Genomic DNA, 23,730 nt, shown 5'->3' with positions numbered 1-23,730 from the left:
CGGCTCGACGACGAGGTGCGTCGCAGAGAGCGGGATGCGCAGCGCGGACGACGATCCGCCGACACGCGGATCGCCGGTCGCCGCTCGACCGTGCCTCACGGTGACCGGCGGGTACTGCGACGCGCCTGTCCGACAGGTGAGGGGTGCCTGGCATCTCGGGGCGGGGAGGGCAAGAGGGAGGCGGAAATCGGGGATCACTGTCGCCGGAGGGGTGCGACAGGGCACGCTGTGACGATGAGCGAAGACCACGCCGTCCGAGTCCGCGACCTGCGGAAGGACTACGGGGGCGCTCCGGCGGTCGCGGGAGTCTCCTTCGACATCCACCGGGGCGAGACCTTCGCGCTCCTCGGCCCGAACGGCGCCGGGAAGTCGACGACCATCGAGATCCTCGAGGGCTACCGCGACCGCTCCGGCGGCGAGGTGTCGGTGCTCGGGGTCGACCCGCGCCACGGCGACCTGGCGTGGAAGGCGCGTCTGGGGATCGTCCTGCAGTCCAGCGGCGAGTCCGGCAACGCGACGGTCCGCGAGCAGATCGCGCACTTCGCCAGCCTCTATCCGCGACCGCGCGACGTCGACGAGACCATCGAGGCCGTCGGGCTGACGTCCAAGGCCCGCTCGCGCATCGGGCGCCTCTCCGGCGGCCAGCGCCGCCGTGTCGACGTCGCCCTCGGCATCATCGGCCGTCCCGAGCTGGTGTTCCTCGACGAGCCCACCACGGGATTCGACCCCGAGGCCCGCCACTCCTTCTGGGACCTGATCGCTCTGCTCAAGAGCGAGGGCACGACCATCCTGCTCACCACCCACTACCTCGACGAGGCCGCCCGCCTCGGCGACCGCGCCGCCGTGATCTCCGGCGGGCGGCTCCTGGCCATCGGCCCGATGAGCGCGATCGGAGGGGACGAGGCGCGCGTCCCGATCGTGCAGTGGCGCGAGGACGGCGTGCTGCACCGGCTGCGCACCACCGAGCCCGCCCGGACCGTCGCCGAGCTGCACGCCCGGATCGGGGAGCCGACGGCGCTCGAGGTCGTCCGCCCCAGCCTCGAGGACATCTACCTCGACCTCATCCGCGAGGACCGCGACGCGGTCGACCTGATCGGAGAGCCCGCGTGACCGCCGTCGCCACCCGCCCCCGCACCCTCTCCACTGGCCCGGGACGCACCGTCCGCCTCGGACTCGCCCGCGCCCGCTACGAGATCCGCTCGTACTTCCGCGCTCCGGACCAGGTGTTCTTCACCTTCCTCTTCCCGGTGCTGCTCCTGACGATCTTCTCGGTCGCGTTCGGCGACACCGCGGTGATGCAGGCGAACCCGCAGGACCCGGGCATCCCGATGGCCGAGTACTACGTGCCGGGCCTCGCCGCGGCCGGGATCCTGCTCTCGGGCGTCCAGAACCTGGGCGTCGACATCGCGGTCGAGCGCGGCGACGGCACGCTCAAGCGCCTCGCGGGGGCACCGCTGCCGGTCTTCAGCTACTTCATCGGCAAGTTCGGCCAGGTGCTCGTGACGAGCCTCGCGCAGACGGCCCTGCTGCTCCTCGTCGCGGCGACGGTGTTCTCGGTCGAGCTGCCCACCGACAGCGGGCGCTGGGCGACCTTCGCCTGGGTCTACCTGGCAGGAGTCGCGACGTCGGCCATCCTCGGCATCGCCGTCTCCGCGCTGCCCCGCTCGGGCAAGAGCGCGACCGCCGTGATCGTGCCGCCGCTGCTCGTGCTGCAGTTCATCTCGGGGTCGTACCTGTCGTTCACGACGCTGCCGGACTGGCTGCAGAACACGGCGAGCGTCTTCCCGCTCAAGTGGATCGCGCAGGGCATGCGCGCCGTGTTCCTGCCGAGCGGGTTCGAGGAGGCGGAGGTGAACGGGTCGTGGGACCTCGGCGGCGTCGCGCTGGTGCTCGGTATCTGGCTCGTCGTGGGGCTCGTCGCCTGCCGCTTCGGCTTCCGCTGGATCCGCCGCGACAGCTGAGCCGGAGGAGGCCGCGGCCGGAGGGCGCGCGTCCCCGCGAGCGCGGGGCCTGCGCGCGCAGACCGCGCGGACTCAGACCGCGGTGCCGACCACGACGGGCTCGGGGTGCAGCAGCACGCCGAACTCCGCCAGGACGCGGCCCTGGACGTACCGGGCGAGCTCGGCGACCTGTTCGGCCGTCGCTCCTCCGCGGTTGGTCAGGGCGAGGGTGTGCTTGCTCGACACGGCGGCCCGCGAGCCGGGCAGGGCGAAACCGCGCGAGACGCCGGCGTGCTCGATCAGCCACGCGGCGCTGAGCTTCACCAGGCCGTCGGCGCGGGGAGGCACGGGCAGCCCGACGGGCGCTCCTGCCTCGACCGCGGCGAGCGGGGTGATGACGGGCGCCTCCGCCGTCGGCTCGACCGGCCAGCGCGGCGCCTCGGGCGGCAGGGAGTCGGCGAACGCGCTCGTGACGAGGGGGTTGGTGAAGAAGGAGCCGGCGCTCGCGGTGTCCGGGTCCTCCGGATCGAGGACCATGCCCTTGCCCGCACGCAGCGCCAGCACGGTCTCGCGCACCCGCGCGAGCGGCACGCGGTCGCCGAGCGCGACTCCGAGCGCCGACGCCAGCTGACCGTAGGCGACGGGAGTGCCGTCGCCCTCGGCGCCGACCTCCTCGAGCGCGAACTCGACGGCCAGCACCGCGCCCCGGCGGCCCTGCTTGATCACGGAGGTGCGGTAGGCGAACTGCAGCTCCTCCGCCGTCAGCCGGACGGGCTCGCGGGCGCCCTCGTCGAGGAAGTCGACCGCGACCAGCGTGTCCGAGAGCTCCTGGCCGTAGGCGCCGATGTTCTGCACCGGCGACGCACCGACCGTGCCGGGGATGCCGCTGAGGGCCTCGAGGCCCGCCCAGCCGCGCTCCACCGTCGTCGCGACGAGGCCGTCCCACGACTCGCCCGCCTGCACCCGCAGGAGCACGCGCCCCGGCTCGTCGGAGGGGAGCCGCTCGACGCCGGTGGTGCGCACGCGCACGACCGTGCCCTCGACCCCGTCGTCGCCCACGAGGAGGTTGGAGCCGCCGCCGAGCAGCAGCCACGGCTCGTCCTCCGACCACAGGCCGACGAGCGTCTCGACCAGCTCCGCCTCGGTGGCGGGCTCGACGAGGCGCTCGGCGGGTCCGCCGACGCGGAGGGTGGTCAGGGCGGAGAGCAGCGGCGCGGAGCTCACGCGAGTCGGACCCGCGCCTGGGCCTTGCCGAGGACGGACTGGCCCTCGACCGAGACGGCGAGGTCGACGCGGACCCAGCCCTCCTCGGCGTTCACAGCACCGATCCTGGCGACCACGTCGATCGCGGCGCCGTCGCGCGGGTCCACCACGACGGGGCGGGTGAAGCGCACCTGGTAGTCGACCACGCGTCCGGGGTCCCCGACCCAGTCGACGACGACCTGCACCGCGGTGCCCATCGTGAGCATGCCGTGCGCGAGCACGCCGGGCAGGCCGACCTCGGCGGCGACGTCGTCGCGGTAGTGGATGGGGTTGAAGTCGCCCGAGGCGCCCGCGTAGCGCACCAGGGTGCCGCGGTCGATCGTGAAGCGGCTCTCGGCGACGACCTGGCCGACGCTCAGCTCGGCGAGAGCGGGCAGTGCGGTGCTCATTCGTCTCCCCTGACCACGAGGGTCGAGATCGCGGTGACGACGTGCTCGCCGCTCGCGTCGACCATGCGGGACTCGGTGGTGACCATCGAGTGGGCGCCGAGCTTCTTGATGGCGGCGACCGAGAGGGTCGCGGTCAGCTCGTCGCCGGCGACGACCGGACGGGACAGCACGAAGCGCTGGTCTCCGTGCACGACGCGGCTGAAGTCGATCCCGCCGTCGGGCTCGGCGAGCAGCTGCTGGAGCGTGAACTCCTGCACGACGACGGCGAAGGTGGGCGGAGCGACGAGGTCGGGGTGCCCGGCGGCGCGGGCGGCCTCGACGTCGTGGTGCAGGGGGGAGGTCGCGGAGACGGCGCGGGCGAACTCGCGCACCTTCTCGCGCCCCACCTGATAGGGCTCCGTGGGCGCGAAGACGCGCCCGACGAGTTCGGGGTTCACTGGCACCCGGCCATACTAGGCGCTGCCGTCGCGGGGCCCTCGGGGCTCCGGAGGCGCCGCCGGTGGTCACCCGGGTATGACCACCGGGAATTTCCCATCCGTGTATGGCTGACCCGTGGCCGAACTTCTCCGAAGCTGGCGGGCATGTCGACACCCACTCCCGAGCGCGACTGGGCGACCTACGCCCGCGAGCTCGGCACCAACATGCACCGGGCCCGCATCGCCAAGGGCGCCAGCCAGGAGCGGATCGCCCACGCGGCCGGGCTCGCGGGCTACACCTACCAGAAGTTCGAGAAGGGCGAGTCGAAGCCCGGCTCGCCTGCGAACCCCACGCTGCACACCCTCCTCGCGCTCTGCGAGGCGCTCGAGATCGAGCTGACGGACCTCCTGCCGCCCGATCCGCCGCGCACCTCACGAGGCGCCGAGTAGCCGGAGCACCGCGCCGGCCAGCCGCGACCCCGAGCTGAGATCGAGGTCGACCTCGCCGAGCCCGTCGGCCTCCAGGCGGAGCCTGTCCTCCCCCGACTCCCCCGGGCGGCACAGGGAGACGTGCACCGTCGCGCCCGCGGCCCCGTCTCGGCCCGCCCAGAGCACCACCGGGAGCGAGCTCGCCGCGGAGCGGTGCAGCCGCTCCCCCGCCGCGACCAGCTCGTCGTGCTCGCCCGCGCACCAGCGCGGGCACCCCTCGTCGTTCCTGCCGTCCATCCGCTCCTCCACGTTCCGCACCCCTCGGTCGAGGAGACCAGCCCACCAGGCGGTACCGACACCGAGGGCCCGCCGCGCCCCGATCCCGACCGGGGTGTGGACAGGAGACGGTCGTCCGCCGGTTGTGGAGGAGCGAGGACCAGGGTCCCATACGCAGGTGGTGCCGCCAGGGGTCCGGCACGAAGCACCGGCGCGGTGTCAGCGGTGGACGATCAGCCAGGTCGCGATCGCCGTGGTCGAGCCCGTGTTGACCATGCGGTGCGGCCGCTCGCACGGGAACGTGATGGCGTCGCCCGGCCCGAGGACGACCGACTCGTCCTCGAACTCGACCGTCAGCTCTCCGAGCGTCACCGTCCCCATCTCGAACCCGTCGTGGCGGAGCAGCTGCCGGTGCGCCGTCGAGGTCGAGCCCGGCGGGTAGGTCGACTCGAAGAAGTCGACGGCGTCCAGCGGACGCGGCGCCAGACGGCGGAACAGCACTCCGCCCTCGAGCGCCACGGGCGCCGACTCGCGCGCCCGGACGACCGCGGTCTCGACCGGCGCCGACGCGCCCTGGTCGAACACGGCGGACAGCGGGACCCCCAGCGCGTCCACGAGGGCGATCAGCCGGCCGACCGAGGGCTGCATCGCTCCGCGCTCGATCTGCGAGACGGCGCTCACGGAGATGCCGAGTCGCCCGGCGAGTGCCTTCAGCGACAGGCCCGCCGAGAGCCGCAGCTCCCGCAGCCGGGCGCCGAGTCCGGCCCCGTCCGCGATCGCCCGGGCGGCCGCCTCGTCGGGCGCGGTGTCGTCGGAGGGCATGGCCCGTCCCCTCTCGCGGATCGTCACACAGCCGTAACGGAGCCGAAACGAGCGGCGGCCTCCCGACTCGTAGCGTGGCCCGGGTGAAGTGATCACTTCACTCGGAACACTCTCCGCGACGCCCCGCCTCCTCGGCCGGACGTCCCGACCACCCTGACACATCCGCTCCGTGCCGCTCTGCGCACGACCGCCCGAGAGGTGGATCCACCCATGTCCGACCGCGTCACCGCACCCCGAGTCACCGCTCCCCCCGTCGATCCGGATCCCGCCGCCGCGGCGAGCGCCGGCTACGACGACCGCCTCTCCAACGAGGACCTCGCCCCGCTCCGGAAGCAGCGCTGGTCGAGCTACAACATCTTCGCGTTCTGGATGTCGGACGTGCACAGCGTCGGCGGGTACGTGACCGCGGGCTCGCTCTTCGCGCTGGGCCTGGCCGGCTGGCAGGTGCTCGTCGCCCTGGTGGTGGGCATCGTGATCGTGCAGGTCTTCTGCAACCTCGTCGCCAAGCCCAGCCAGGTCACCGGCGTGCCCTACCCCGTCATCAACCGCGCGATCTTCGGCATCCGCGGCGCGAACATCCCGGCGATCATCCGCGGACTGATCGCGATCGCCTGGTACGGCGTGCAGACCTACCTGGCGGCGCAGTCGCTGAACATCGTCTTCCTCAAGTTCTTCCCGGGCATGGCCGCCCTGAACACGCCCGAGGCGTCGTTCCTCGGCCTCTCGGCCCTGGGCTACCTCTCCTACGCGATCCTCTGGGTCGCGCAGGCCGCGCTGTTCTGGCGGGGCATGGAGTCGATCCGCCGCTTCATCGACTGGGCGGGACCGGCGGTCTACGTGGTGATGCTGGTGCTGGCCGTCTACCTGGTGTCGCAGGCGGGCTGGGAGAACATCTCGCTCACCCTCGGCTCCGGGGAGCCGCTCGACCTCGCCGCCGCGGTGCCGGTGATGATCTCGGCCGTCGCCCTGGTCGTCTCCTACTTCTCGGGCCCGATGCTCAACTTCGGCGACTTCTCCCGGTACGCCCGCAGCTACGGCGCCGTGAAGCGCGGCAACCTGCTCGGCCTCCCGATCAACTTCCTCTTCTTCTCCCTCCTCACCGTGATCACCGCCTCAGCGACCGTGCCGGTCTTCGGCGAGCTGATCACCGACCCGATCGAGACCGTCGAGCGGATCGACACCTGGTTCGCCGTGCTCCTCGGCGGGCTCACCTTCGTCATCGCGACGATCGGCATCAACATCGTCGCCAACTTCATCTCCCCCGCGTTCGACTTCTCGAACGTCAACCCGAAGAAGATCAGCTGGCGGATGGGCGGCATGATCGCCGCCGTCGGCTCGGTGCTGCTCACCCCGTGGAACTGGTACTCGAACGACACCGCCATCCACTACACGCTCGGCATCCTCGGCGCGCTGATCGGACCGCTGTTCGGCGTCCTCATCGCGGGCTACTACCTGATCAGCCGCCAGCGCGTCTGGGTGGACGACCTCTACACGATGAGCGAGAAGGGCCGCTACTGGTTCTCGCGCGGCTTCAACCCCAACGCCGTCTGGGCGACCGTGATCGGCGGAGTCCCCTCCGTCGCCTCGGTGCTCGTGCCGCGCTGGATCGCGGAGGCGGGAGGCGCGGAGTTCACCTGGCTCGGCGACTACAGCTGGTTCCTCGGCTGCGGGCTCGGATTCGTCGCGATGGCCGTGCTCGAGCGGCGCGCGCCGCGGATCGGGCGCCTCGACGAGGACCTCGAGCACGTCAGCGACGGCTCGACCGTCTGATCCGGCCGGCACGGAGGAGGGATCCGCCCCGGCCGCTCCGCATCCCGCGGACCGGCGGCCGGGCGGGTCCCTCCCCCTCCCGGCACCCGAACCGAGGAACCACCATGCGCATCACCGTCGTCAACCCGAACACCAGCACTGCGATGACCGCGGCGATCGGCGCGGCCGCCCGCTCCGTCGCCTCGCTCGGCACCGAGATCACGGCCGTCACCCCGCCGATGGGTCCGGCATCGATCGAGAGCCACTACGACGAGGCGCTCGCCGTGCCCGGCGTCCTGCACGAGATCGCCCGGGCGGAGGCGGCCGGCAGCGACGGCGCGGTCATCGCGTGCTTCGGCGACCCGGGCGTCGACGCCGCGCGCGAGATCGCAAGCGGCCCGGTCGTGGGGATCGCCGAGGCCGCCATGCACATGGCCGCGCTCGTCGGCCGGGGCTTCAGCGTGGTCACCACGCTCTCGCGCACCAGCGGCCGCGCCTGGGACATCGCCCGCCGCGCCGGGTTCGGCGACGCCTGCCGTCAGGTGCGCGCCTGCGACATCCCCGTGCTCGAACTCGACGACCCCCGCTCCGACGCCCGCCGCGCGATCCTGGCGGAGTGCGCCGAAGCGCTGGCCGTCGACGGGTCCGACTCGATCGTGCTGGGCTGCGCGGGCATGGCCGACCTGTGCCGCGACCTCTCACGGGAGCTGGGCGTGCCCGTGATCGACGGCGTCGCCTCGGCGGTGCGCCTGGTGGAGGGGCTCGTCGCGATGGGCGTCAGCACCTCGCGGCGCGACGAGTACGCCGCGCCGCGGACGAAGGCGATGGCGGGGCTGCTCGCTCCGTTCGAGCGGGTCTGAGGTTCCACGTCCCGTGCAGTCGGGCGTTCTGCCGGACCCCCGACCCGGACCCACCTGCGAGGATCGGGGGATGAGCGTCCTCCGCGATCTCGGCCTCGGTGCCCGGCTCTTCCTCCGCGGCTTCCGCACCTGGGTCCGCTCGCCGCGGGCGATGCTCCTCGGCGCGATCCCGCCCCTGATCGTCGGTCTGGTCTTCGTCGGCGTGCTGGTCCTGGTGCTCACGCGGGTGCAGGACGCGGTGACCGCGCTCACCCCGTTCGCAGGCGGCTGGGACGAGGGCACGGCCGCCACCGTCCGCCTGGTGCTCTCGATCGCGGTGGTCGGCGCCTCGCTCGCCCTCGGCGTGGTCCTCTTCGCCGCGGTGACCCTGCTGGTCGGCGACCCCTTCTACGAGCGGATCTGGCGGCGGGTCGAGGACGACCTCGGCGGCGTGCCCGACGAGCGCGAGAGCACCTTCTGGCAGGGGGTCGGCCGCGGCCTCCGCGACTCCGCCGCGCTGGTCGCCACCTCCCTCGGGATCGGCGTGGTCCTGGTGCTGCTGGGCCTGGTGCCGCTGGTCGGCTCGATCGTCGGCCTCGTCGCCGGCGCCCTGGTCGGCGGGAGGGCCCTCGCGCTCGAGCTGACCGGGTTCGCGGGCGACGCCCGGGGGCTCTCCCTCCGCGACCGCCGCCGCCTCCTCGGCGAGCACCGCGCGGTCTCGCTCGGCTTCGGTATCGCCGTCTACCTGGCGTTCCTCGTCCCCGGGGGCGCGGTCGTCGCCACCCCCGCCGCGACGGCCGGCGCGACCCTCCTGCTCCGGACCCTGCGGGGCGAGCCGACCGAGCGGCCGGCCGCCTGACACCGCTTGGCCGCCGCCCGGCTCTCCCCTAGACTCGCCGCGTGCGCACGTCGATCCGAAGCCCCTGGTGGCCCGCCTCCTAGGCGGACCGACGCGCAGACCCCTCGCACGCGACCGCCTCCTCCGGGCGGTCGTTCTGCATGTCAGGGCCCGGGTGGGGCACGACCCGATTCAAGGACCACGATGACCTCGCTCCTCTCCCGCATCCTCGCCTCCGACGGGACGCTGCCGTTCGCGGTGGTCCTCCGCCAGGGCCGCGACGCCGTCGACGTGTTCACGGGCGACGTGCTCGACGTCGAGGGCCTGGCCGACATCCCGCTCGACGGCGACGACGTGCTGACCCTCGTGCCCTACCGGCAGGTGCGCGAGCGCGGCTTCGCGGCGAAGGACGACGGAGCCCCGCTGCGCAACCTCGTGGTGCGCGAGCGCGAGAGCGTCCCCCTGGCGGAGGTGCTGCGGCTCCTGCCCGAGCGGGAGATCCCGGTCGAGGAGCGCGGCTTCGACGTGCCGGACGACGAGTACGCCGACATCGTCCGCCGGGTGATCGAGGACGAGATCGGCCGCGGCGAGGGCGCCAACTTCGTCATCAACCGCGCCTTCGTCGCGCAGACCGACGCGCCGCCCGTCGAGGCGGTCCTGGCCTGGTTCCGCCGCCTGCTCACCGACGAGTCCGGCGCGTACTGGACCTTCGCGATCCACACCCCCGGCGTCGACGGCGCGCAGACGGTCACCGCCGTCGGCGCGACCCCCGAGCGCCACGTCTCGGTGCGCGACGGCGTCGCGATGATGAACCCGATCAGCGGCACCTTCCGCCACCCCGCGGCCGGACCCACCGGGGAGGAGGTGCTCGCGTTCCTCGCCGACGTCAAGGAGAGCGAGGAGCTCTTCATGGTCGTGGACGAGGAGATGAAGATGATGAGCGCGGTCTGCCCGGACGGCGGCCGCATCCTCGGGCCGTTCCTCAAGCAGATGTCGCGGCTCAGCCACACCGAGTACCTGCTCGAGGGCCGCACCGGACTCGACGTGCGCGAGGTCCTGCGGCTGACGATGTTCGCGCCCACGGTCACCGGCTCGCCGATGGAGAACGCGTGCGCCGTGATCGCCGAGTACGAGAAGGAGCCGCGCGGCTACTACTCCGGCGTGCTCGCCCTCTTCGAGCCGGAGGAGCACGGCTACACGGTCGACGCCCCCATCCTCATCCGCACCGCCTACCTCCGCGCGGACGGCCGCCTCACCGTGCCGGCCGGCGCGACGCTCGTGCGCCACTCCACCCCCGAGGGCGAGGTCGCCGAGACGCGGGCGAAGGCGTCGGGCGTCCTCTCCGCCCTCGGCCTGCTGCCGCACCGCGAGGTGCCGCCGGCCCTCGACCTGAACGCGCAGCCGGGCGTGCAGGAGGCACTCGAGGCGCGCAACGAGCGGCTCGCCTCGTTCTGGCTCCGGCCCCAGGCGCCCGAGCACATCGCCGGCCTCGCCGGGCACACCGCGCTGATCGTCGACAACGAGGACCAGTTCACGACGATGCTCGCCCACCAGCTGCGCCACCTCGGGATGGACGCCCGGGTCGAGCGCTGGTCGGAGGTCGCCGACGTGCTGAGCGACGACCTCGTCGTCTTCGGCCCCGGCCCGGGCGACCCCCGCGACGACTCCGACCCGCGGATCGCGCACCTGCGCTCGCTGATGACCACCCGCCTCGAGGCGGAGCGGCCGATGCTCGCCGTCTGCCTCAGCCACCAGATGCTCTCACTGCTGGCGGGCCTCCCGGTCGAGCCGCTGCCCGCGCCCCGCCAGGGCGTGCGCCTGGCGGTGGACGTGTTCGGCGAGGACGCCGCGATCGGCTTCTACAACACCTTCTCCTCCGTCGCCCCCGGCGTCGCGCGCACGCCCCGGCTGGGGCTCGAGGTGTCGGTCGACCCGGAGACGGGAGTGGTCAACGCCCTGCGCGGCGAGCACGTCGCGTCGGTGCAGGGGCACCTGGAGTCGGTGCTCTCCTCCGACGGCCTGCGCACCCTGGAGCGGCTGGTCCGCACCGCGACCGCTCAGCCCGCGCGCGCATGAGCGGCCTGCGGCTGATCGCGTCGCCCGCCTACCCGGCCGAGCTGCAGGAGGCGGTGGCCGCAGCCGTGCGCGCGGCGGCCGAGGCGGCGCGCGGCTGGTACGGGCGCGGCGACAAGGTCGCGGCGGACGAGGCGTCGGTCGCGGCGATGCGCGCCGTGCTGGCCGACGCTCCGTTCGACGGCGTCGTCGTGATAGGCGAGGGCGAGAAGGACGAGGCCCCGATGCTCGCGAACGGCGAGCGCCTCGGCCGCGCCTCCGCTCCCTCCTGCGACGTGGCGGTCGATCCGCTCGACGGGACCCGGCTCACGGCGGAGGGGCTCCCCGGCTCGGTGAGCGTGATCGCGCTGGCCCCGCGAGGCACGCTGTTCGACCCGCGTGACGTCTTCTACATGGACAAGCTGGTCTGCTCCGGAGCGGGCCGGGGCGCCGTCTCGCTCGACCTCCCTCCCGCCGAGAACGCCGCACGGCTGGCGGCGGCGCTCGGGAAGCCCGTCGCGGAGCTGGTCGTCGTCGTGCTCGACAAGCCGCGTCACTCCGGGCTCATCGCGGCTCTGCGCGCGGCCGGGGTCGCGCTCGAGCTGCGCGGCGAGGGCGACGTGTCGGTCGCGATCGAGGCGGCCGATCCCGCGGGCCGCGTCGACCTCGTCCTCGGCATCGGCGGCACCCCGGAGGGAGTGGTCGCCGCCTGCGCCGTCCGCGCCCTCGGCGGGGTCATGGAGGGGCGCCTCGCCCCCCAGACCGCACCGGAGCGCGCCAACGCCCTGGCCGCCGGCCACGACCTCGACCGCCTGCTGACCCTGGAGGACCTGGTCTCCTCGGACGACGTGCTCTTCGCGGGCTGCGCGGTCTGAGACCTCTCCCACGGGCAGGACCTCGCCCGGGAACGCCGAAGGCCCCGGCTCGACGCGCGAACCGGGGCCTTCTCGCTGTAGCGGGAGCGGGACTTGAACCCGCGACACCACGATTATGAGCCGTGTGCTCTAACCACCTGAGCTACCCCGCCGCGCGTTCTTCGCAGGTCTGGCCTGCGGGGAACGGAGCCCCCTGTGGGAATCGGACCCACTACCTCTTCCTTACCAAGGAAGTGCTCTACCAATGAGCTAAGGGGGCGCACCTGCGGGTCTGACAGCCCCTCTCGGGGCGTGCCCGCGATTTGGCACCGTTAGACGATAGCACCTCCGCGGAGCGTCGATGACCGCGGGGGACGCGCCCCCGCGGCCGCCCGTCTGCGGCTACGCCCGGCTCGCCTCGTCGAGCGCGGCGAGCTCCTCGGCGCTCAGCTCGAGGGAGGCCGAGGCGATCAGCGCCGGCAGCTGCTCCATCACGCGGGCGCTGGCGATCGGCGCGACCACTCCGGGCTGCGAGCGGAGCCAGGCGAGCGCCACCGTCGCCACCTCGGCGCCGTGCGCCTCCGCCGCCGCATCGAGCGCCGCCAGCACCCGGCGGCCGCGGCCGTCGAGGTAGCGGGAGGCGCCGTCGGCGCGCGGACCCTCGGGCGTCGATCCGTCGCGGTACTTGCCGGTCAGGAATCCTGACGCCAGGGCGGAGTAGGGGACGACGGCCAGCCCCGCCTCGCGGGCGAGGGGCAGAAGGTCGGCCTCGATCCCGCGCTCCACGAGGTTGTAGTGCGGCTGCAGCGCGACGGGCGCGTGCAGGCCCTCCTCGCCCGCGATGCGCAGCCACTCCGCGACGCGCTCGGCGCTGAAGTTCGACACTCCGATCGCGCGGACGAGGCCCTGGTCCACGAGCTCGGAGAACACGGCGGCGATGTCGGCCATCGGCACGGCCTCGTCGTCGAAGTGGGCGTAGTAGAGGTCGATCCGGTCGGTCGCGAGGCGCTCGAGGGAGGCGCGGGCGGCCGCGCGCACGGTGTCGGGCGCGAGGCCGGTGAACTGCGGGTGGCGGCCCGCCTTCGTCGCGATCACCACGTCGTCCCGGTCCCCCGAGCGCCGCGCGAGCCACTCGCCGATGATCGTCTCGGACTCGCCGCCCGTGTTGCCCGGGACCCAGGCGGAGTAGGCGTCGGCGGTGTCGATGAAGTCGCCGCCCGCGGCCGTGTAGCCGTCGAGGACGTCGAAGGAGGTCTGCCGGCCCGCGGTCCAGCCGAAGACGTTGCCGCCGAGCGAGAGCGGGAAGACGTCGATGCCGGAGTCGCCGAGCGGCGAGCGGGTGACGGAGGAGGATGCTGCGCTGTCGATGGTCATCTCCCGATTCAAGACCCGCTCCCCGCCGTGATCGATCCCCCTCCCGCGCATGCGCGGCAAGGACTCAGGCTGTCAGCGCCGCGGGTAGTCGGCGTAGGCGAAGCGCGTCGAGTCCGGCGCCCAGCCGGAGACGTTGATCGTCCCCTGCCCGCCGTGGAGGCGCTCCAGCACACGGCCGGGCTCGAGCGTCGAGCGCCCGGGGAGGTCGAGCAGCCGCAGCTCGACGTCGACGTTCTCGGGGTGCCCGGCCGTTCCCTCCGGATAGGCGAGGTAGAGCAGGTGCGCGCCGTCGGGCGACTCGTGCGGGAACCAGTCGACCGTGTCCGACTCGACCAGGCGGGAGAGCGCGGAGCCGTCGAGACCGATGCGGAACAGCTGCGCCCCGCCTCCGGCCCGCTCGGAGTTGAAGACGAGGGTGCGGCCGTCGGCCGAGACGTCGACGCCGTCGTCCGCCGGCTCGTCGTCGGTCAGGGCGGTGAGCGCGCCTCCTGCGGCCGGCATCGTGTAGACGTCGGTCCGCCACCGCCCGGAGGCGTCGCCGCCGCCGATCAGCGCGAGGGTCGCGCCGTCGGGCGAGACGCCGTGCAGGTAGTGCTTGAAGCGCGCGCCCTCGCGCTCGGCGGTCAGACGGCGGGCGGGGGCGGAGCCGTCGAGCTCGACCGCGTAGAGGTGCCCGTCGCGCGCCGAGACGTAGGCGAGCCCGCCGGACGGGGCGAGCACGTGGTCGTTGTTGAGCTCGGCCGGCACCCCGTCGAGCGGGATCGGCTCGAGCACGGCCGCCCCCTCGAGCGGCAGCCGGAAGAGGCCGCCGTCGCCGTTCACGATCAGGGCGGAGCCGTCCGGAGTCCAGTTCGGCGCCTCCACGAGGACGGAGTCGGACTCGAAGACGGTCGTCGACTCCCCCGTCGCGAGGTCGTGGACGCGGAGTCGGCAGAGCTGGTCGGGGAGGAGCGAGCGGGCCATGCTCCCCACGGTAGGGCCCTGGCGGATCACGACGGGGCCGTCAAGCCTCTCCGCACTCAGGTTCCGCGGGAGGGCGCTCCGATATTCTTGACCGACTTATGCGCTGGGTACACCTTGGGAGGAACATGTGATGCTCCTCATCCTCGTGATCTCGTTCGCGATCGCCGTGGTGACCCCCTGGCTGGTGGACCGGTTCGGGCCGAAGACGTTCTACGCGCTGGCGCTGATCCCGGCCGCGAGCTTCGTCGCCACCGCGACCGCCCTGCCGACGATCCTCGACGGCGGCGAGATCCGCGAGTCCGTGCCGTGGATCCCCGCGCTCGACATCGCCCTCTCCTTCCGCCTGGACGCGCTCTCGATCGTCCTCGCCCTCGTGGTCAGCGGAGTCGGCGCCCTGGTCCTCGCCTACTGCGCGACGTACTTCAGCCGCGACGAGCCCTCGCTGGGCCGGTTCGCAGCGCTCCTGTCCGCGTTCGCCGGAGTGATGTACGGGCTGGTCACGGCCGACGACGTGATCATCCTCTTCGTCTTCTGGGAGGCGACGAGCGTCCTCTCCTACCTCCTCATCGGCCACTACAGCGGGCGCAAGGAGAGCCGGGGTGCCGGTCTCCAGGCGCTCCTGGTCACGACTCTCGGCGGGCTGGCGATGCTGGTCGGGATCATCGTCCTGATCGTGCAGGCCGGTACCACCAGCCTCTCCGGGATCGCCGCCGCCGCCCCCTCCGGCCCGATCGTGTCGACGGCGCTGGTGCTGGTGCTGCTCGGCGCGTTCTCGAAGTCCGCCCTGGTGCCGTTCCACTTCTGGCTGCCGGCCGCGATGGCCGCTCCCACGCCGGTCAGCGCCTACCTGCACGCCGCCGCGATGGTGAAGGCGGGCATCTACCTCGTCGCGCGCCTCGCGCCGGGCTTCGCCGACGACTCCGTCTGGCTGCCCGTAGTGGTGAGCGTCGGAGTCTGGACCATGCTCGTCGGCGGCTGGCGCTCGCTCCGGCAGTACGACCTCAAGCTCGTGCTGGCCTACGGCACCGTCAGCCAGCTCGGCTTCCTGACCGTCGCCGTCGGCTTCGGCTCGCGCGACGCCGCGCTGGCCGGACTGACCCTGCTCGTCGCCCACGCCCTCTTCAAGGCGCTGCTCTTCCTCACCGTCGGCATCGTCGACCACCGCGCCGGCACGCGCGACCTCCGCAAGCTCAGCGGCCTGGGACGGCAGGCGCCGGTGCTCGCGGGCGCCGCCCTCGTCGGCGTGCTGTCGATGGCGGGCATCCCGCCGCTGCTGGGCTTCGTCGCCAAGGAGGCCGTGTTCACGAGCCTGATCTCGGCGATCGAGCAGGGCTCGTTCTGGGCCTGGGTCGCGCTGGTCGGCCTCGTCCTCGGCTCGATCCTCACCGTGGCCTACTCCGCGCGCTTCTTCTGGGGCGCCTTCGCCCGGAAGAAGGGGCTCGAGGACACGCACCTGCACGCCGAGCCGTGGACCTTCACCGCCGCCCCGGTGCTGCTGGCCGCCGCCAGCATGATCGGCGGGATCGCCGCCTCCGTGCTCGACCCGCTCGTCGCCGTCTACGCGGACACCCTCCCCTACGCCGCCCCGGACGCCGACCCGGAGCTCGCCGCCGCCGCGGAGGCCTCCGACCACGGCGGCTACCACCTCGCGCTCTGGCACGGCTTCGAGCCCGCGCTGGCACTCAGCGCCCTCGTGATCGCCGTCGGACTCCTGCTCTTCGCCAAGCGCGTCGCCGTCGCGCGCGCCCAGTCGATGCTGCCCAACCGGATCGACTCGGCCGAGGGCTACTGGGCCACCGTCCGCTGGCTCGACCGAGTCGCCAGCACGGTCACCGAGTCCGTCCAGCGCGGCTCGCTCCCCCGCTACCTGACGGTGATCTTCGCGGTCTTCGTCCTCGGCGTCGGCGGTGCGGCCGCCCTCAACCGCACCTGGCCGGGCGATCTCGTCTTCTGGGACAGCCCGGGCCAGCTCGCGGTCGCGGCCGTGATGATCCTCGCGGCGGTGCTGTGCGCGATCGCCCGCAACCGCGTCGCCGCCGTGCTGCTGGCCGGCGCCACCGGCTACGGGATGGTGGCCCTCTTCGCCCTGCAGGGTGCACCGGACCTCGCCCTCACCCAGGCGCTCATCGAGACGGTGACCCTCGTGGTCTTCGTCCTGGTGCTGCGCCGCCTCCCGACCCGCATCGCCGCGAAGCACCAGCCGATGCGCAAGCGCCTGCGCGCCGTCATCGGCATCGCGGTCGGAGCGGTCATGGCCCTCGCCGCCACCATCGCCCTCGGCGCCCGGACCGCGACGCCGATCTCGGCCGAGCTGCCCCGCCTCGCCTACGAGGAGGGCAAGGGCCGCAACATCGTCAACGTCCTGCTCGTCGACATCCGCGCCTGGGACACGATGGGCGAGATCTCGGTCCTCGTCGTGGTCGCCACCGGCGTCGCGAGCCTGATCTTCCTCTCCAGCCGGGCCGGAGGCGCTCCCCGCCTCGAGTCGCAGAGCGCCGACGACCGCCGCGAGCGCGCGATGGACCTGACCACCTCCTCCGCCGACGCCGAGCGCGACGGCGACCGCGGCTCCTGGCTCGTCGCCGGGCGCACGCTCCGGCCGGAGAACCGCTCGATCGTGCTCGAGGTGCTGGTGCGCCTGCTCTTCCACCCCGCGATGATCGTGTCGGTCTACCTGCTCTTCACCGGACACAACACCCCGGGCGGAGGCTTCGCGGGCGGCCTGCTCGCCGGTCTCGCCCTCGTCGCGCGCTACCTCGCCGGCGGCCGCTTCGAGCTCGGCGAGGCCGCGCCGATCGACGCGGGCAAGGTCCTCGGACTCGGCCTCTTCTTCGCCGTCGGCACGGCCGTCTCCTCCCTCGCCTTCGGCCTCGAGGTCCTCGAATCGAGCTGGCTCGACCTCGAGGTGCCGGTGCTGGGCGAGCTCCACCTGGGCACGTCCACCCTCTTCGACATCGGGGTGTACCTGATCGTGATCGGCCTCGCCCTCGACATCCTCCGCAGCCTCGGCGGCGAGGTCGACCGCCACGGCGAGGAGGCCGAGCAGGGCTCCCCCTCGGGCGACGGCGTCACGCACTCGACGGACAGCACCCCCGGCCCCGGCCAGGGCACAGTCGACGGGCTTGAGACCTCGCTCCCCACCGGCTCCACGGTCGTCGGCGGACCGGGCAGGGGGGACGGCGCATGAGCATCACCCTCGTCCTCGTCGTCGTGATGGCAGTGATGTACGCGGCGGGCGTCTACCAGATGCTCGAGCGCAGCCTCACCCGCATCCTGATCGGGTTCCTGCTCGTCGGGAACGCGACCAACATCCTCATCCTGCTGATGGCCGGCCGCTCGGGCATCGCGCCGTTCGTCACCGACGACGGGCGCTCCTACGAGCAGATCGCCGCCGAGATGGCCGACCCGCTGCCGCAGGCGCTGATCCTCACCGCGATCGTGATCACCTTCGGGGTGTCCGCCTTCCTCCTCGCGATGATCTACCGGCGCTGGCGCCTCGCCAACGCCGACCAGGTGGAGGACGACGAGACCGACGCCTCCGTCCGCGAGGACGCGGCGGGCATCTCGGCCCAGACCACCGCCGACGACCGGGCGCTCGACGTCCTGCTCGAGTCCAGCGACGAGGGCACCGCCGCCAAGCACGGGGAGAGCGCCATGACCGACGACAGGAAGGAGGACCGATGAACGCCCTGATCCCGCTCGTCGTCACCCTCCCCCTCCTGGGAGCGGCCGTTGCGCTGATCCTCGGACGCCACCGGCGCGCGCAGATCACCGTGAACATCGTGACGCTCTCGAGCGTTCTGGTGATCTCCTCGGTGATGCTCGTGCTGGTCCTCACCGGCGACGGAGGCGGCAGCGCCGTCTACGTGGGCGGCTGGGAGCCGCCGTGGGGCATCGTGCTGGTCGTCGATCCGCTCGCCGCGCTGATGCTCGTGATCACCTCGATCACCCTGCTGGGCGTCCTGCTGTTCTCGGTCGGCCAGGGCCTCGTCGACGGCAACCGCGAGACGCCGGTCACGATCTTCCACCCGACCTACCTGATCCTCTCGGCGGGCATCCTCAACGCCTTCGTCGCGGGCGACCTCTTCAACCTCTACGTCGGCTTCGAGATCCTGCTGGCCGCGAGCTACGTGCTGATCACCCTGGGCGGCACCGCGCCGCGGATCCGCGCCGGCACGACCTACGTGGTCGTCAGCCTGGTCTCGAGCGTGTTCTTCCTCTCGGCCATCGGCCTGCTCTACGGCGCCACCGGCACGGTCAACATGGCGCAGCTCTCGATCCGCATCGCCGAGCTCCCCGCCGACGTGCAGCTGGTGCTCCACGTGGTGCTGCTGCTCGGCTTCGGGATCAAGGCGGCCGTGTTCCCCCTGTCGTTCTGGCTCCCGGACTCGTACCCCACGGCTCCGGCGCCGGTCACCGCCGTCTTCGCCGGACTCCTCACCAAGGTCGGCGTGTACGCGCTGATCCGCACCGAGACCCTGCTCTTCCCCGGCGGGAGGCTGAGCGAGGTGCTGCTGGTGGTGGCGCTGCTGACGCTGATCGTCGGCATCCTCGGCGCCGTCGCGCAGGCCGACATCAAGCGGATGCTGTCCTTCACGCTGGTCTCGCACATCGGCTACATGGTCTTCGGGATCGCCGTGGGCACCCCGGCCGGCTACGCGGCGACGATCTTCTACGTCATCCACCACATCACGGTGCAGACGACGCTCTTCCTCGCGACCGGCCTGATCGAGCGCGTCGGCGGCACCACCTCGATCCTGCGCCTCGGCGGGCTGCTCAAGGCCTCGCCGCTGCTGGCGCTGCTCTACTTCATCCCCGCGATGAACCTCGGCGGGATCCCGCCGTTCACCGGCTTCCTCGGCAAGGTGGGGCTCTTCGTCGCCGGCACGGAGGCGGCCGTCGACCAGCCGTCGTGGCTGATCTGGGCCGTCATCGCCGCCGGAGCCGTCACCTCGCTCCTGACCCTCTACGCCGTCGCGCGCGTCTGGAACATGGTCTTCTGGCGCCGGCAGGAGGAGGTGCCCGGCTACGAGTCGCCCCTGATCGACCAGCTGCAGGAGGACCCCGACGACACGGGCAGCATCCGCACCCGCCACTCGCCGCCCATGATGGTGCTCGCCACCGCGGGGATGGTCGTCGTCGGCGTCGTGCTGACCGTCGGCGCCGGTCCCCTCTACGACGCGAGCGAGCGAGCGGCGAGCGCGGTCGCCGACCCCGCGACCTACATCGCGACCGTCTACCGCGACTCGTCCTTCGGAGAGGAGGGGCCGCGATGAGCCCCCGCCGCCGCGTCGACATCTGGAACCGCGTCGCGATGTTCGTGACCCTCGTCGGGATCTGGGTGCTGCTCTGGGACGACGTCTCGGTGCTGTCGATCGTCACCGGCTTCCTGGTCGCCCTGCTGATCACCCGGGTGTTCTACCTGCCGCCGGTCGAGTTCTCGAACCGCATCAACCCGTGGTTCGTGCTCCTCTTCCTCCTGCGCCTGCTGGCCGACATCGCGGTGGCCTCGGTGCGGGTGTCCTGGCAGATCCTGACCCTGCCCGTCCCGGTCCACAACGCCATCGTCGCCGTGCACCTGCGCAGCCGCTCCGAGGGGATGCTCGTCTGGACGACGGAGGCCGTCTCGCTCGTCCCCGGCTCCCTGGTGATCGACGTGGACCCGCAGCTGAACGTCCTCTACCTGCACGTGCTCGGCGTGACCCACGACGAGGGCGAGCGGATCGACGAGGTGCGCCGGACGGTCCTCCGGACGGAAGCGCGCATCGTCCGGGCCATCGGCTCCAGCGAGGACGTGCAGCGCGTGAATCGGCCGATCGAGGCCGGATCGGGGTTGGTCCGGTGATCGACTGGCTGATCTGGATCCTGGTGCCGGTCTTCGGCGCCGCCTGCCTGCTCGCGCTCGTGCGGATCCTCCGCGGTCCGTCCGTGCTCGATCGGGTCGTCGCGGCCGACGTGCTCGTCGCGACGATCATCTGCGGGATCGGCGCCGAGATGGCGGTCAACCACCACGCGCGGACCCTGCCCGTCGCGCTCGGGCTCGCGCTGTTCGCCGTCTTCGGATCGATCAGCGTCGCCAAGTTCATGGCCAACCGCGAGGAGGACTGACATGGACCTGTTCTTCGACGTGCTCACCGCTGTGCTGCTGCTGGTCGGCGCCCTGCTCTCGCTGCTGGCCGCGATCGGCTTGATGCGGTTCGACGACCTGCTCTCCCGGATGCACGCGGGCACGAAGCCGCAGGTGCTCGGACTGATCTGCGTGATGCTCGCGGTGGCCATCCGGAACCCCGGCTTCGCCGCCGCGGGGACCATCGTGCTGGTGATCGGCTTCCAGCTGCTGACCGTGCCCGTCTCGGCGCACATGGTCGGCCGGGCGGCCTACCGGGCCGAGGCCGTCTCTCCCGGGTACCTCGTCGCCGACGAGCTCGCGGAGGCGGTCACCCGCGCCGACGAGCAGGCCCGCGCGACCGGGCCCGAGACCGCGCACGCGTCCGAGGAGCGGGCGCGCACCTCCTCCGCGCCCCCGCCCGAGGACGAGGACGGCCCGGCCGCGACCGCCTAGGCGACCAGGACGAGCTGCACGGCGGAGGCGCCGGTCATGCTGCGCAGCGCGAATCCGCCGATCGCGAGGGTGACGGCGACCAGGCCGCCGACCAGCAGCACCAGCAGCGGCACCACCCACAGCAGCGCCCGTCGGCGTCGGGCTCGGGCCTCGTCCGGCGTCTCTTCGATCACCCGTCGACTGTACGGGACGGCGGGGGGCGTGCCCCCGGCGCCCACGAGCCGCCCGATAAACTGGACCTCATGACCCTGGACTCCGCTACCTCCGGCGCGCCCGAGAACTCCCCCGGCCCCGACTCCGAGGCCGAGCACCGCCGGGGAGCCGAGTGGTGGCGCACCGCCGTCATCTACCAGATCTACCCGCGCTCCTTCGCGGACGCGGACGGCGACGGCATCGGCGACCTGCCCGGCATCGCCTCGCGCCTCGAGAGCCTCGCCGAGCTCGGCGTCGACGCGATCTGGCTCTCGCCCTTCATGACCTCGCCGCAGAAGGACGCGGGCTACGACGTCGCCGACTACTGCGACGTCGATCCGCTCTTCGGCACCCTCGCCGACTTCGACGCGATGCTCGCCCGCGCTCACGCCCTGGGCATCCGCATCATCGTCGACCTCGTCCCCAACCACTCCTCCAGCGCCCACCGCTGGTTCCAGGAGGCGCTCGCCGCTCCCGCGGGCAGCGCCGAGCGGGCGCGCTACCTGTTCCGCGACGGCCGGGGCGAGTCGGGCGAGCTGCCCCCGAACAACTGGGAATCGGTCTTCGGCGGCCCCGCGTGGACCCGCGTCATGGAGCCCGACGGCTCGGCCGGCCAGTGGTACCTGCACCTCTTCGACACCTCGCAGCCCGACTTCGACTGGACGAACGAGTGGGTGCGCGAGCGCTTCCGGGAGGTCCTCCGATTCTGGCTCGACCGCGGCGTCGACGGCTTCCGCGTCGACGTGGCGCACGGGATGATCAAGGCCGAGGGGCTGCCCGACTACACGCCGCCCGCCGACAGCGGGTCGATGGGCGGAGTCGCTCCCGCCGACGGCGAGGAGCCCGCCACCGCCCCCTACTGGGCGCAGGACGGCGTCCACGAGATCTACCGCGACTGGCACTCCCTGCTCGCCGAGTACCCGGACGACCGCGTGCTCTGCGCCGAGGCGTGGGTGCAGCCGCTCTCCAAGCTCGCCCGCTGGGTCCGCCCCGACGAGATGCACCAGGCCTTCAACTTCGCCTACCTCGAGACCCCGTGGAGCGCACCCGCCCTCCGCGACATCATCGACTCCTCCGTCGAGGCCTTCGCCGCCGTCGGCGCCCCGTCGACCTGGGTGCTGTCGAACCACGACGTCGTGCGCCACGCGAGCCGCCTGGCCCTGACGTCCGACAACCCGCAGGGCTACGGCATCGGCCCGCGCACGCCGGGACTCCCCGACCCCGTCCTGGGGCTGCGCCGCGCTCGTGCCGCGACCGCCCTCATGCTCGCGCTCCCCGGCTCCGCCTACGTCTACCAGGGCGAGGAGCTCGGGCTCCCCGAGGCGATCGACCTGCCGGACTCGGCGCGTCAGGACCCGACCTGGTTCCGCACGGGCGGCGAGCGCTACGGCCGTGACGGCTGCCGGGTGCCGATCCCGTGGGAGGCGGACGCACCCGCGTACGGCTTCAGCGGCACCGGCGACTCCTGGCTGCCGCAGCCCGGCGACTGGGCGCCGCTCGCGCGCGACCGCCAGCGCGGTGTCGCGGGCTCGACGCTCGAGCTGTACCGGTCCCTGCTCGCGGTGCGCCGCGCCGAGGACCTGGGCTCCGGCGCCGTCGAATGGCTCGAGGGCTACCCGGAGGACGTCGTGGCGTTCCGCAACGGAACGGTCACGGTGATCGCGAACCTCGGCGAGGCTCCGGTCGAGCTGCCCGTCGGCTCCGTGGTGCTGTCCTCGGAGGAGCTGCACGAGCCGGCGCTGCCGGCCGACACCACGGTCTGGCTGCGCGCGGAGTAGCGGGCCGCGGGGTCCGCCCGGCGACTCCCGCGTCCCGCCGCCGGGTCAGCGCCCGGCGTTGGCCTTGAGCCAGAGGTAGGAGTCGACCTTCGTCACGCCGTCGAGGCGGATCTCGAAGTGCAGGTGCGGGCCGGTCGACATGCCGGTCGTGCCCACCAGGCCGAGCAGCTGGCCGACCTTCACCGGGTCGCCCTCGTTCACGGCCGCCGAGCCGTGCTGCATGTGCGCGTACACGCTCGAGACGAGCTGCCCGTCGATCTCGTGGTCGACGATCACGTGCACGCCGAGCGAGCCCTCGCCGTCGATGACCGTGCGCACGACGCCGTCGGCGATCGCCTGGATGGGCGAGCCGTCGCCCGGGTTGAAGTCGGTGCCGCCGTGGTTCACCGAGCAGCCCGCGCAGTTGCGGTAGCCGAAGCGGTCGCCCACCGGCACGCCGACGGCGAAGGGCCACTGGATCGACGCGTTCGGGTCGTTCGTGAAGCCTGTGTCGGAGGTGCGGACGATGTCGGCGACGTTGGTCTGCGTCTTGCGCTCCTGCACGCCGAAGCCGTCGCGGGCGACCGTCTCGGCGCTGACCTCGCCGGCGACGAACGACTGCGCGCCGCGGCGGGCGTCGGCGCCGAAGGGGGTCGAGAGGCTCTGCGCCTGCACGTCCTCCGCGGTCAGGAGCGATGTGGCCGGCAGAGAGGTCGCCGCCACGATGGCCGCGACGAAGGAGAGGGCGACGAGTCCGCCGACCCGGGCCCGGCGCACGGGCCGGAGCGGCGTCGCGCGCGGTGCGGGGACGGGGGCCGGGGCGCTGCGGACCGAGGCGACGCGGCGCTCCGCCTCGCGCAGCTGCTCCGCCGTGGGAGCCGCGAGGAGGTCGTCGGAGCCGCTCGCCAGCGAGACGTCGGAGGCGAGGGCAAGAGCGCGCTCGCGCTCGCGGAGCTCGCGACGGGAGAGGGGTGGAGTCGATTCGCCGGGGGTCGATGCAGGGGCAGCGGGGGCG

24 protein-coding genes and 2 tRNA genes are annotated in these 23,730 nt (G+C 72.9%); 15 read left to right on the top strand and 11 right to left on the bottom strand.

Annotated elements, in window-relative coordinates; genetic code table 11:
* Positions 1 to 234: 234 nt before the first annotated feature.
* The gene (locus tag C5C46_RS13410; protein WP_104223630.1) at positions 235 to 1,110 is read left to right on the top strand and encodes an ABC transporter ATP-binding protein; all 876 of its coding nucleotides are present in this window, start codon (positions 235 to 237) and stop codon (positions 1,108 to 1,110) included.
* A complete protein-coding gene (locus C5C46_RS13405; protein ID WP_104223629.1) occupies positions 1,107 to 1,961 on the top strand; it encodes an ABC transporter permease in 855 nt (284 codons plus the stop codon). Before C5C46_RS13410 ends, C5C46_RS13405 begins: the two co-directional genes overlap by 4 nt.
* A 72-nt stretch (positions 1,962 to 2,033) precedes the next feature.
* On the opposite strand, the gene C5C46_RS13400 is transcribed toward C5C46_RS13405, so the two are convergent.
* Genes C5C46_RS13400 through C5C46_RS13390 form a run of 3 tightly spaced genes read right to left on the bottom strand, consistent with a single transcriptional unit; the run spans position 2,034 to position 4,035 of the window.
* Positions 2,034 to 3,164 (bottom strand): UDP-N-acetylmuramate dehydrogenase, encoded by a 1,131-nt coding sequence (locus C5C46_RS13400; protein ID WP_104227047.1) that lies wholly within the window; start codon positions 3,162 to 3,164, stop codon positions 2,034 to 2,036.
* Positions 3,161 to 3,592 carry a MaoC/PaaZ C-terminal domain-containing protein gene (locus C5C46_RS13395; protein WP_104227046.1) on the bottom strand — a complete coding sequence of 144 codons (432 nt, stop codon included), beginning with the start codon at positions 3,590 to 3,592 and terminating at the stop codon, positions 3,161 to 3,163. Before C5C46_RS13395 ends, C5C46_RS13400 begins: the two co-directional genes overlap by 4 nt.
* Complete coding sequence (locus C5C46_RS13390) at positions 3,589 to 4,035, bottom strand: MaoC family dehydratase N-terminal domain-containing protein (protein ID WP_104227045.1); 447 nt, start codon at positions 4,033 to 4,035, stop codon at positions 3,589 to 3,591. The genes C5C46_RS13395 and C5C46_RS13390 overlap by 4 nt, the downstream gene beginning before the upstream one ends.
* 138 nt (positions 4,036 to 4,173) lie before the next feature.
* On the opposite strand from C5C46_RS13390, the gene C5C46_RS13385 reads away from it, so the two are divergent.
* A complete protein-coding gene (locus tag C5C46_RS13385; RefSeq protein WP_104223625.1) occupies positions 4,174 to 4,458 on the top strand; it encodes a helix-turn-helix domain-containing protein in 285 nt (94 codons plus the stop codon).
* Here C5C46_RS13385 and C5C46_RS13380 read toward each other — a convergent pair.
* Together C5C46_RS13380 and C5C46_RS13375 are read right to left on the bottom strand one after the other, a co-directional pair.
* On the bottom strand, positions 4,441 to 4,734 hold the full coding sequence (locus C5C46_RS13380) for a DUF6907 domain-containing protein (protein ID WP_104227044.1): 294 nt from the start codon (positions 4,732 to 4,734) through the stop codon (positions 4,441 to 4,443). The genes C5C46_RS13385 and C5C46_RS13380 overlap by 18 nt on opposite strands.
* Positions 4,735 to 4,932: 198 nt before the next feature.
* On the bottom strand, positions 4,933 to 5,535 hold the full coding sequence (locus tag C5C46_RS13375) for a helix-turn-helix domain-containing protein (RefSeq protein WP_104227043.1): 603 nt from the start codon (positions 5,533 to 5,535) through the stop codon (positions 4,933 to 4,935).
* A gap of 210 nt (positions 5,536 to 5,745) precedes the next feature.
* On the opposite strand from C5C46_RS13375, the gene C5C46_RS13370 reads away from it, so the two are divergent.
* The 5 genes from C5C46_RS13370 (at position 5,746) to C5C46_RS13350 (ending at position 11,888) form a co-directional block, all read left to right on the top strand.
* A complete protein-coding gene (locus C5C46_RS13370) occupies positions 5,746 to 7,305 on the top strand; it encodes an NCS1 family nucleobase:cation symporter-1 (RefSeq protein ID WP_104227042.1) in 1,560 nt (519 codons plus the stop codon).
* Positions 7,306 to 7,409: 104 nt separating this feature from the next.
* On the top strand, positions 7,410 to 8,144 hold the full coding sequence (locus C5C46_RS13365; RefSeq protein WP_104227041.1) for an aspartate/glutamate racemase family protein: 735 nt from the start codon (positions 7,410 to 7,412) through the stop codon (positions 8,142 to 8,144).
* A gap of 70 nt (positions 8,145 to 8,214) precedes the next feature.
* Positions 8,215 to 8,982: an EI24 domain-containing protein gene (locus C5C46_RS13360; RefSeq protein WP_104227040.1), complete on the top strand. Its 768-nt coding sequence runs from the start codon at positions 8,215 to 8,217 to the stop codon at positions 8,980 to 8,982.
* A 183-nt stretch (positions 8,983 to 9,165) separates the two neighbouring features.
* A complete protein-coding gene (locus C5C46_RS13355; protein WP_104227039.1) occupies positions 9,166 to 11,037 on the top strand; it encodes an anthranilate synthase family protein in 1,872 nt (623 codons plus the stop codon).
* Complete coding sequence (locus C5C46_RS13350) at positions 11,034 to 11,888, top strand: fructose-bisphosphatase class II family protein (RefSeq protein ID WP_104227038.1); 855 nt, start codon at positions 11,034 to 11,036, stop codon at positions 11,886 to 11,888. The genes C5C46_RS13355 and C5C46_RS13350 overlap by 4 nt, the downstream gene beginning before the upstream one ends.
* A gap of 78 nt (positions 11,889 to 11,966) precedes the next feature.
* On the opposite strand, the gene C5C46_RS13345 is transcribed toward C5C46_RS13350, so the two are convergent.
* The 4 genes from C5C46_RS13345 to C5C46_RS13330 all read right to left on the bottom strand — a co-directional run bounded on the left by C5C46_RS13345 (position 11,967) and on the right by C5C46_RS13330 (position 14,204).
* Positions 11,967 to 12,040: transfer RNA gene (locus C5C46_RS13345), tRNA-Met, on the bottom strand.
* A gap of 35 nt (positions 12,041 to 12,075) precedes the next feature.
* Positions 12,076 to 12,147 (bottom strand) — tRNA-Thr (locus C5C46_RS13340).
* A gap of 122 nt (positions 12,148 to 12,269) precedes the next feature.
* On the bottom strand, positions 12,270 to 13,241 hold the full coding sequence (locus tag C5C46_RS13335) for an aldo/keto reductase (protein WP_104227037.1): 972 nt from the start codon (positions 13,239 to 13,241) through the stop codon (positions 12,270 to 12,272).
* A 72-nt stretch (positions 13,242 to 13,313) separates the two neighbouring features.
* Complete coding sequence (locus C5C46_RS13330; protein ID WP_104227036.1) at positions 13,314 to 14,204, bottom strand: PD40 domain-containing protein; 891 nt, start codon at positions 14,202 to 14,204, stop codon at positions 13,314 to 13,316.
* A gap of 130 nt (positions 14,205 to 14,334) precedes the next feature.
* Between C5C46_RS13330 and C5C46_RS13325 the strand changes: the two genes are divergently transcribed.
* The 6 genes from C5C46_RS13325 to mnhG are packed head-to-tail and all read left to right on the top strand — an operon-like array spanning position 14,335 to position 20,766.
* The gene (locus tag C5C46_RS13325; RefSeq protein WP_104227035.1) at positions 14,335 to 17,391 is read left to right on the top strand and encodes a Na+/H+ antiporter subunit A; all 3,057 of its coding nucleotides are present in this window, start codon (positions 14,335 to 14,337) and stop codon (positions 17,389 to 17,391) included.
* Positions 17,388 to 17,888, top strand: coding sequence for a Na(+)/H(+) antiporter subunit C (locus tag C5C46_RS13320; RefSeq protein WP_104223614.1), 501 nt, complete (start codon positions 17,388 to 17,390; stop codon positions 17,886 to 17,888). The genes C5C46_RS13325 and C5C46_RS13320 overlap by 4 nt, the downstream gene beginning before the upstream one ends.
* Positions 17,885 to 19,480, top strand: coding sequence for a Na+/H+ antiporter subunit D (locus tag C5C46_RS13315; protein ID WP_104227034.1), 1,596 nt, complete (start codon positions 17,885 to 17,887; stop codon positions 19,478 to 19,480). The genes C5C46_RS13320 and C5C46_RS13315 overlap by 4 nt, the downstream gene beginning before the upstream one ends.
* Complete coding sequence (locus C5C46_RS13310; RefSeq protein ID WP_104227033.1) at positions 19,477 to 20,049, top strand: Na+/H+ antiporter subunit E; 573 nt, start codon at positions 19,477 to 19,479, stop codon at positions 20,047 to 20,049. The genes C5C46_RS13315 and C5C46_RS13310 overlap by 4 nt, the downstream gene beginning before the upstream one ends.
* Entirely contained in the window at positions 20,046 to 20,312 is a 267-nt protein-coding gene (locus C5C46_RS13305) for a monovalent cation/H+ antiporter complex subunit F (protein WP_308470711.1), read from the top strand. Before C5C46_RS13310 ends, C5C46_RS13305 begins: the two co-directional genes overlap by 4 nt.
* 1 nt (position 20,313) lies before the next feature.
* A complete protein-coding gene (gene mnhG, locus C5C46_RS13300; protein ID WP_244229587.1) occupies positions 20,314 to 20,766 on the top strand; it encodes a monovalent cation/H(+) antiporter subunit G in 453 nt (150 codons plus the stop codon).
* Here the strand turns inward: mnhG and C5C46_RS17010 are convergent.
* Positions 20,763 to 20,939 carry a hypothetical protein gene (locus tag C5C46_RS17010; RefSeq protein ID WP_181067860.1) on the bottom strand — a complete coding sequence of 59 codons (177 nt, stop codon included), beginning with the start codon at positions 20,937 to 20,939 and terminating at the stop codon, positions 20,763 to 20,765. The two genes, mnhG and C5C46_RS17010, sit on opposite strands and share 4 nt — an antisense overlap.
* 69 nt (positions 20,940 to 21,008) lie before the next feature.
* Between C5C46_RS17010 and C5C46_RS13295 the strand changes: the two genes are divergently transcribed.
* Positions 21,009 to 22,736, top strand: coding sequence for a glycoside hydrolase family 13 protein (locus C5C46_RS13295; protein ID WP_104227032.1), 1,728 nt, complete (start codon positions 21,009 to 21,011; stop codon positions 22,734 to 22,736).
* Positions 22,737 to 22,781: 45 nt separating this feature from the next.
* Here C5C46_RS13295 and C5C46_RS17370 read toward each other — a convergent pair.
* Positions 22,782 to 23,730, bottom strand: a 949-nt coding sequence (locus C5C46_RS17370; protein ID WP_104227031.1) for a M23 family metallopeptidase, incomplete at its 5' end; no start/stop codon positions are given.

The organism is Rathayibacter sp. AY1E6, from assembly GCF_002931115.1.
GTDB lineage: Bacteria > Actinomycetota > Actinomycetes > Actinomycetales > Microbacteriaceae > Rathayibacter.
This window is presented reverse-complemented; position numbering and strand designations above follow the sequence as displayed.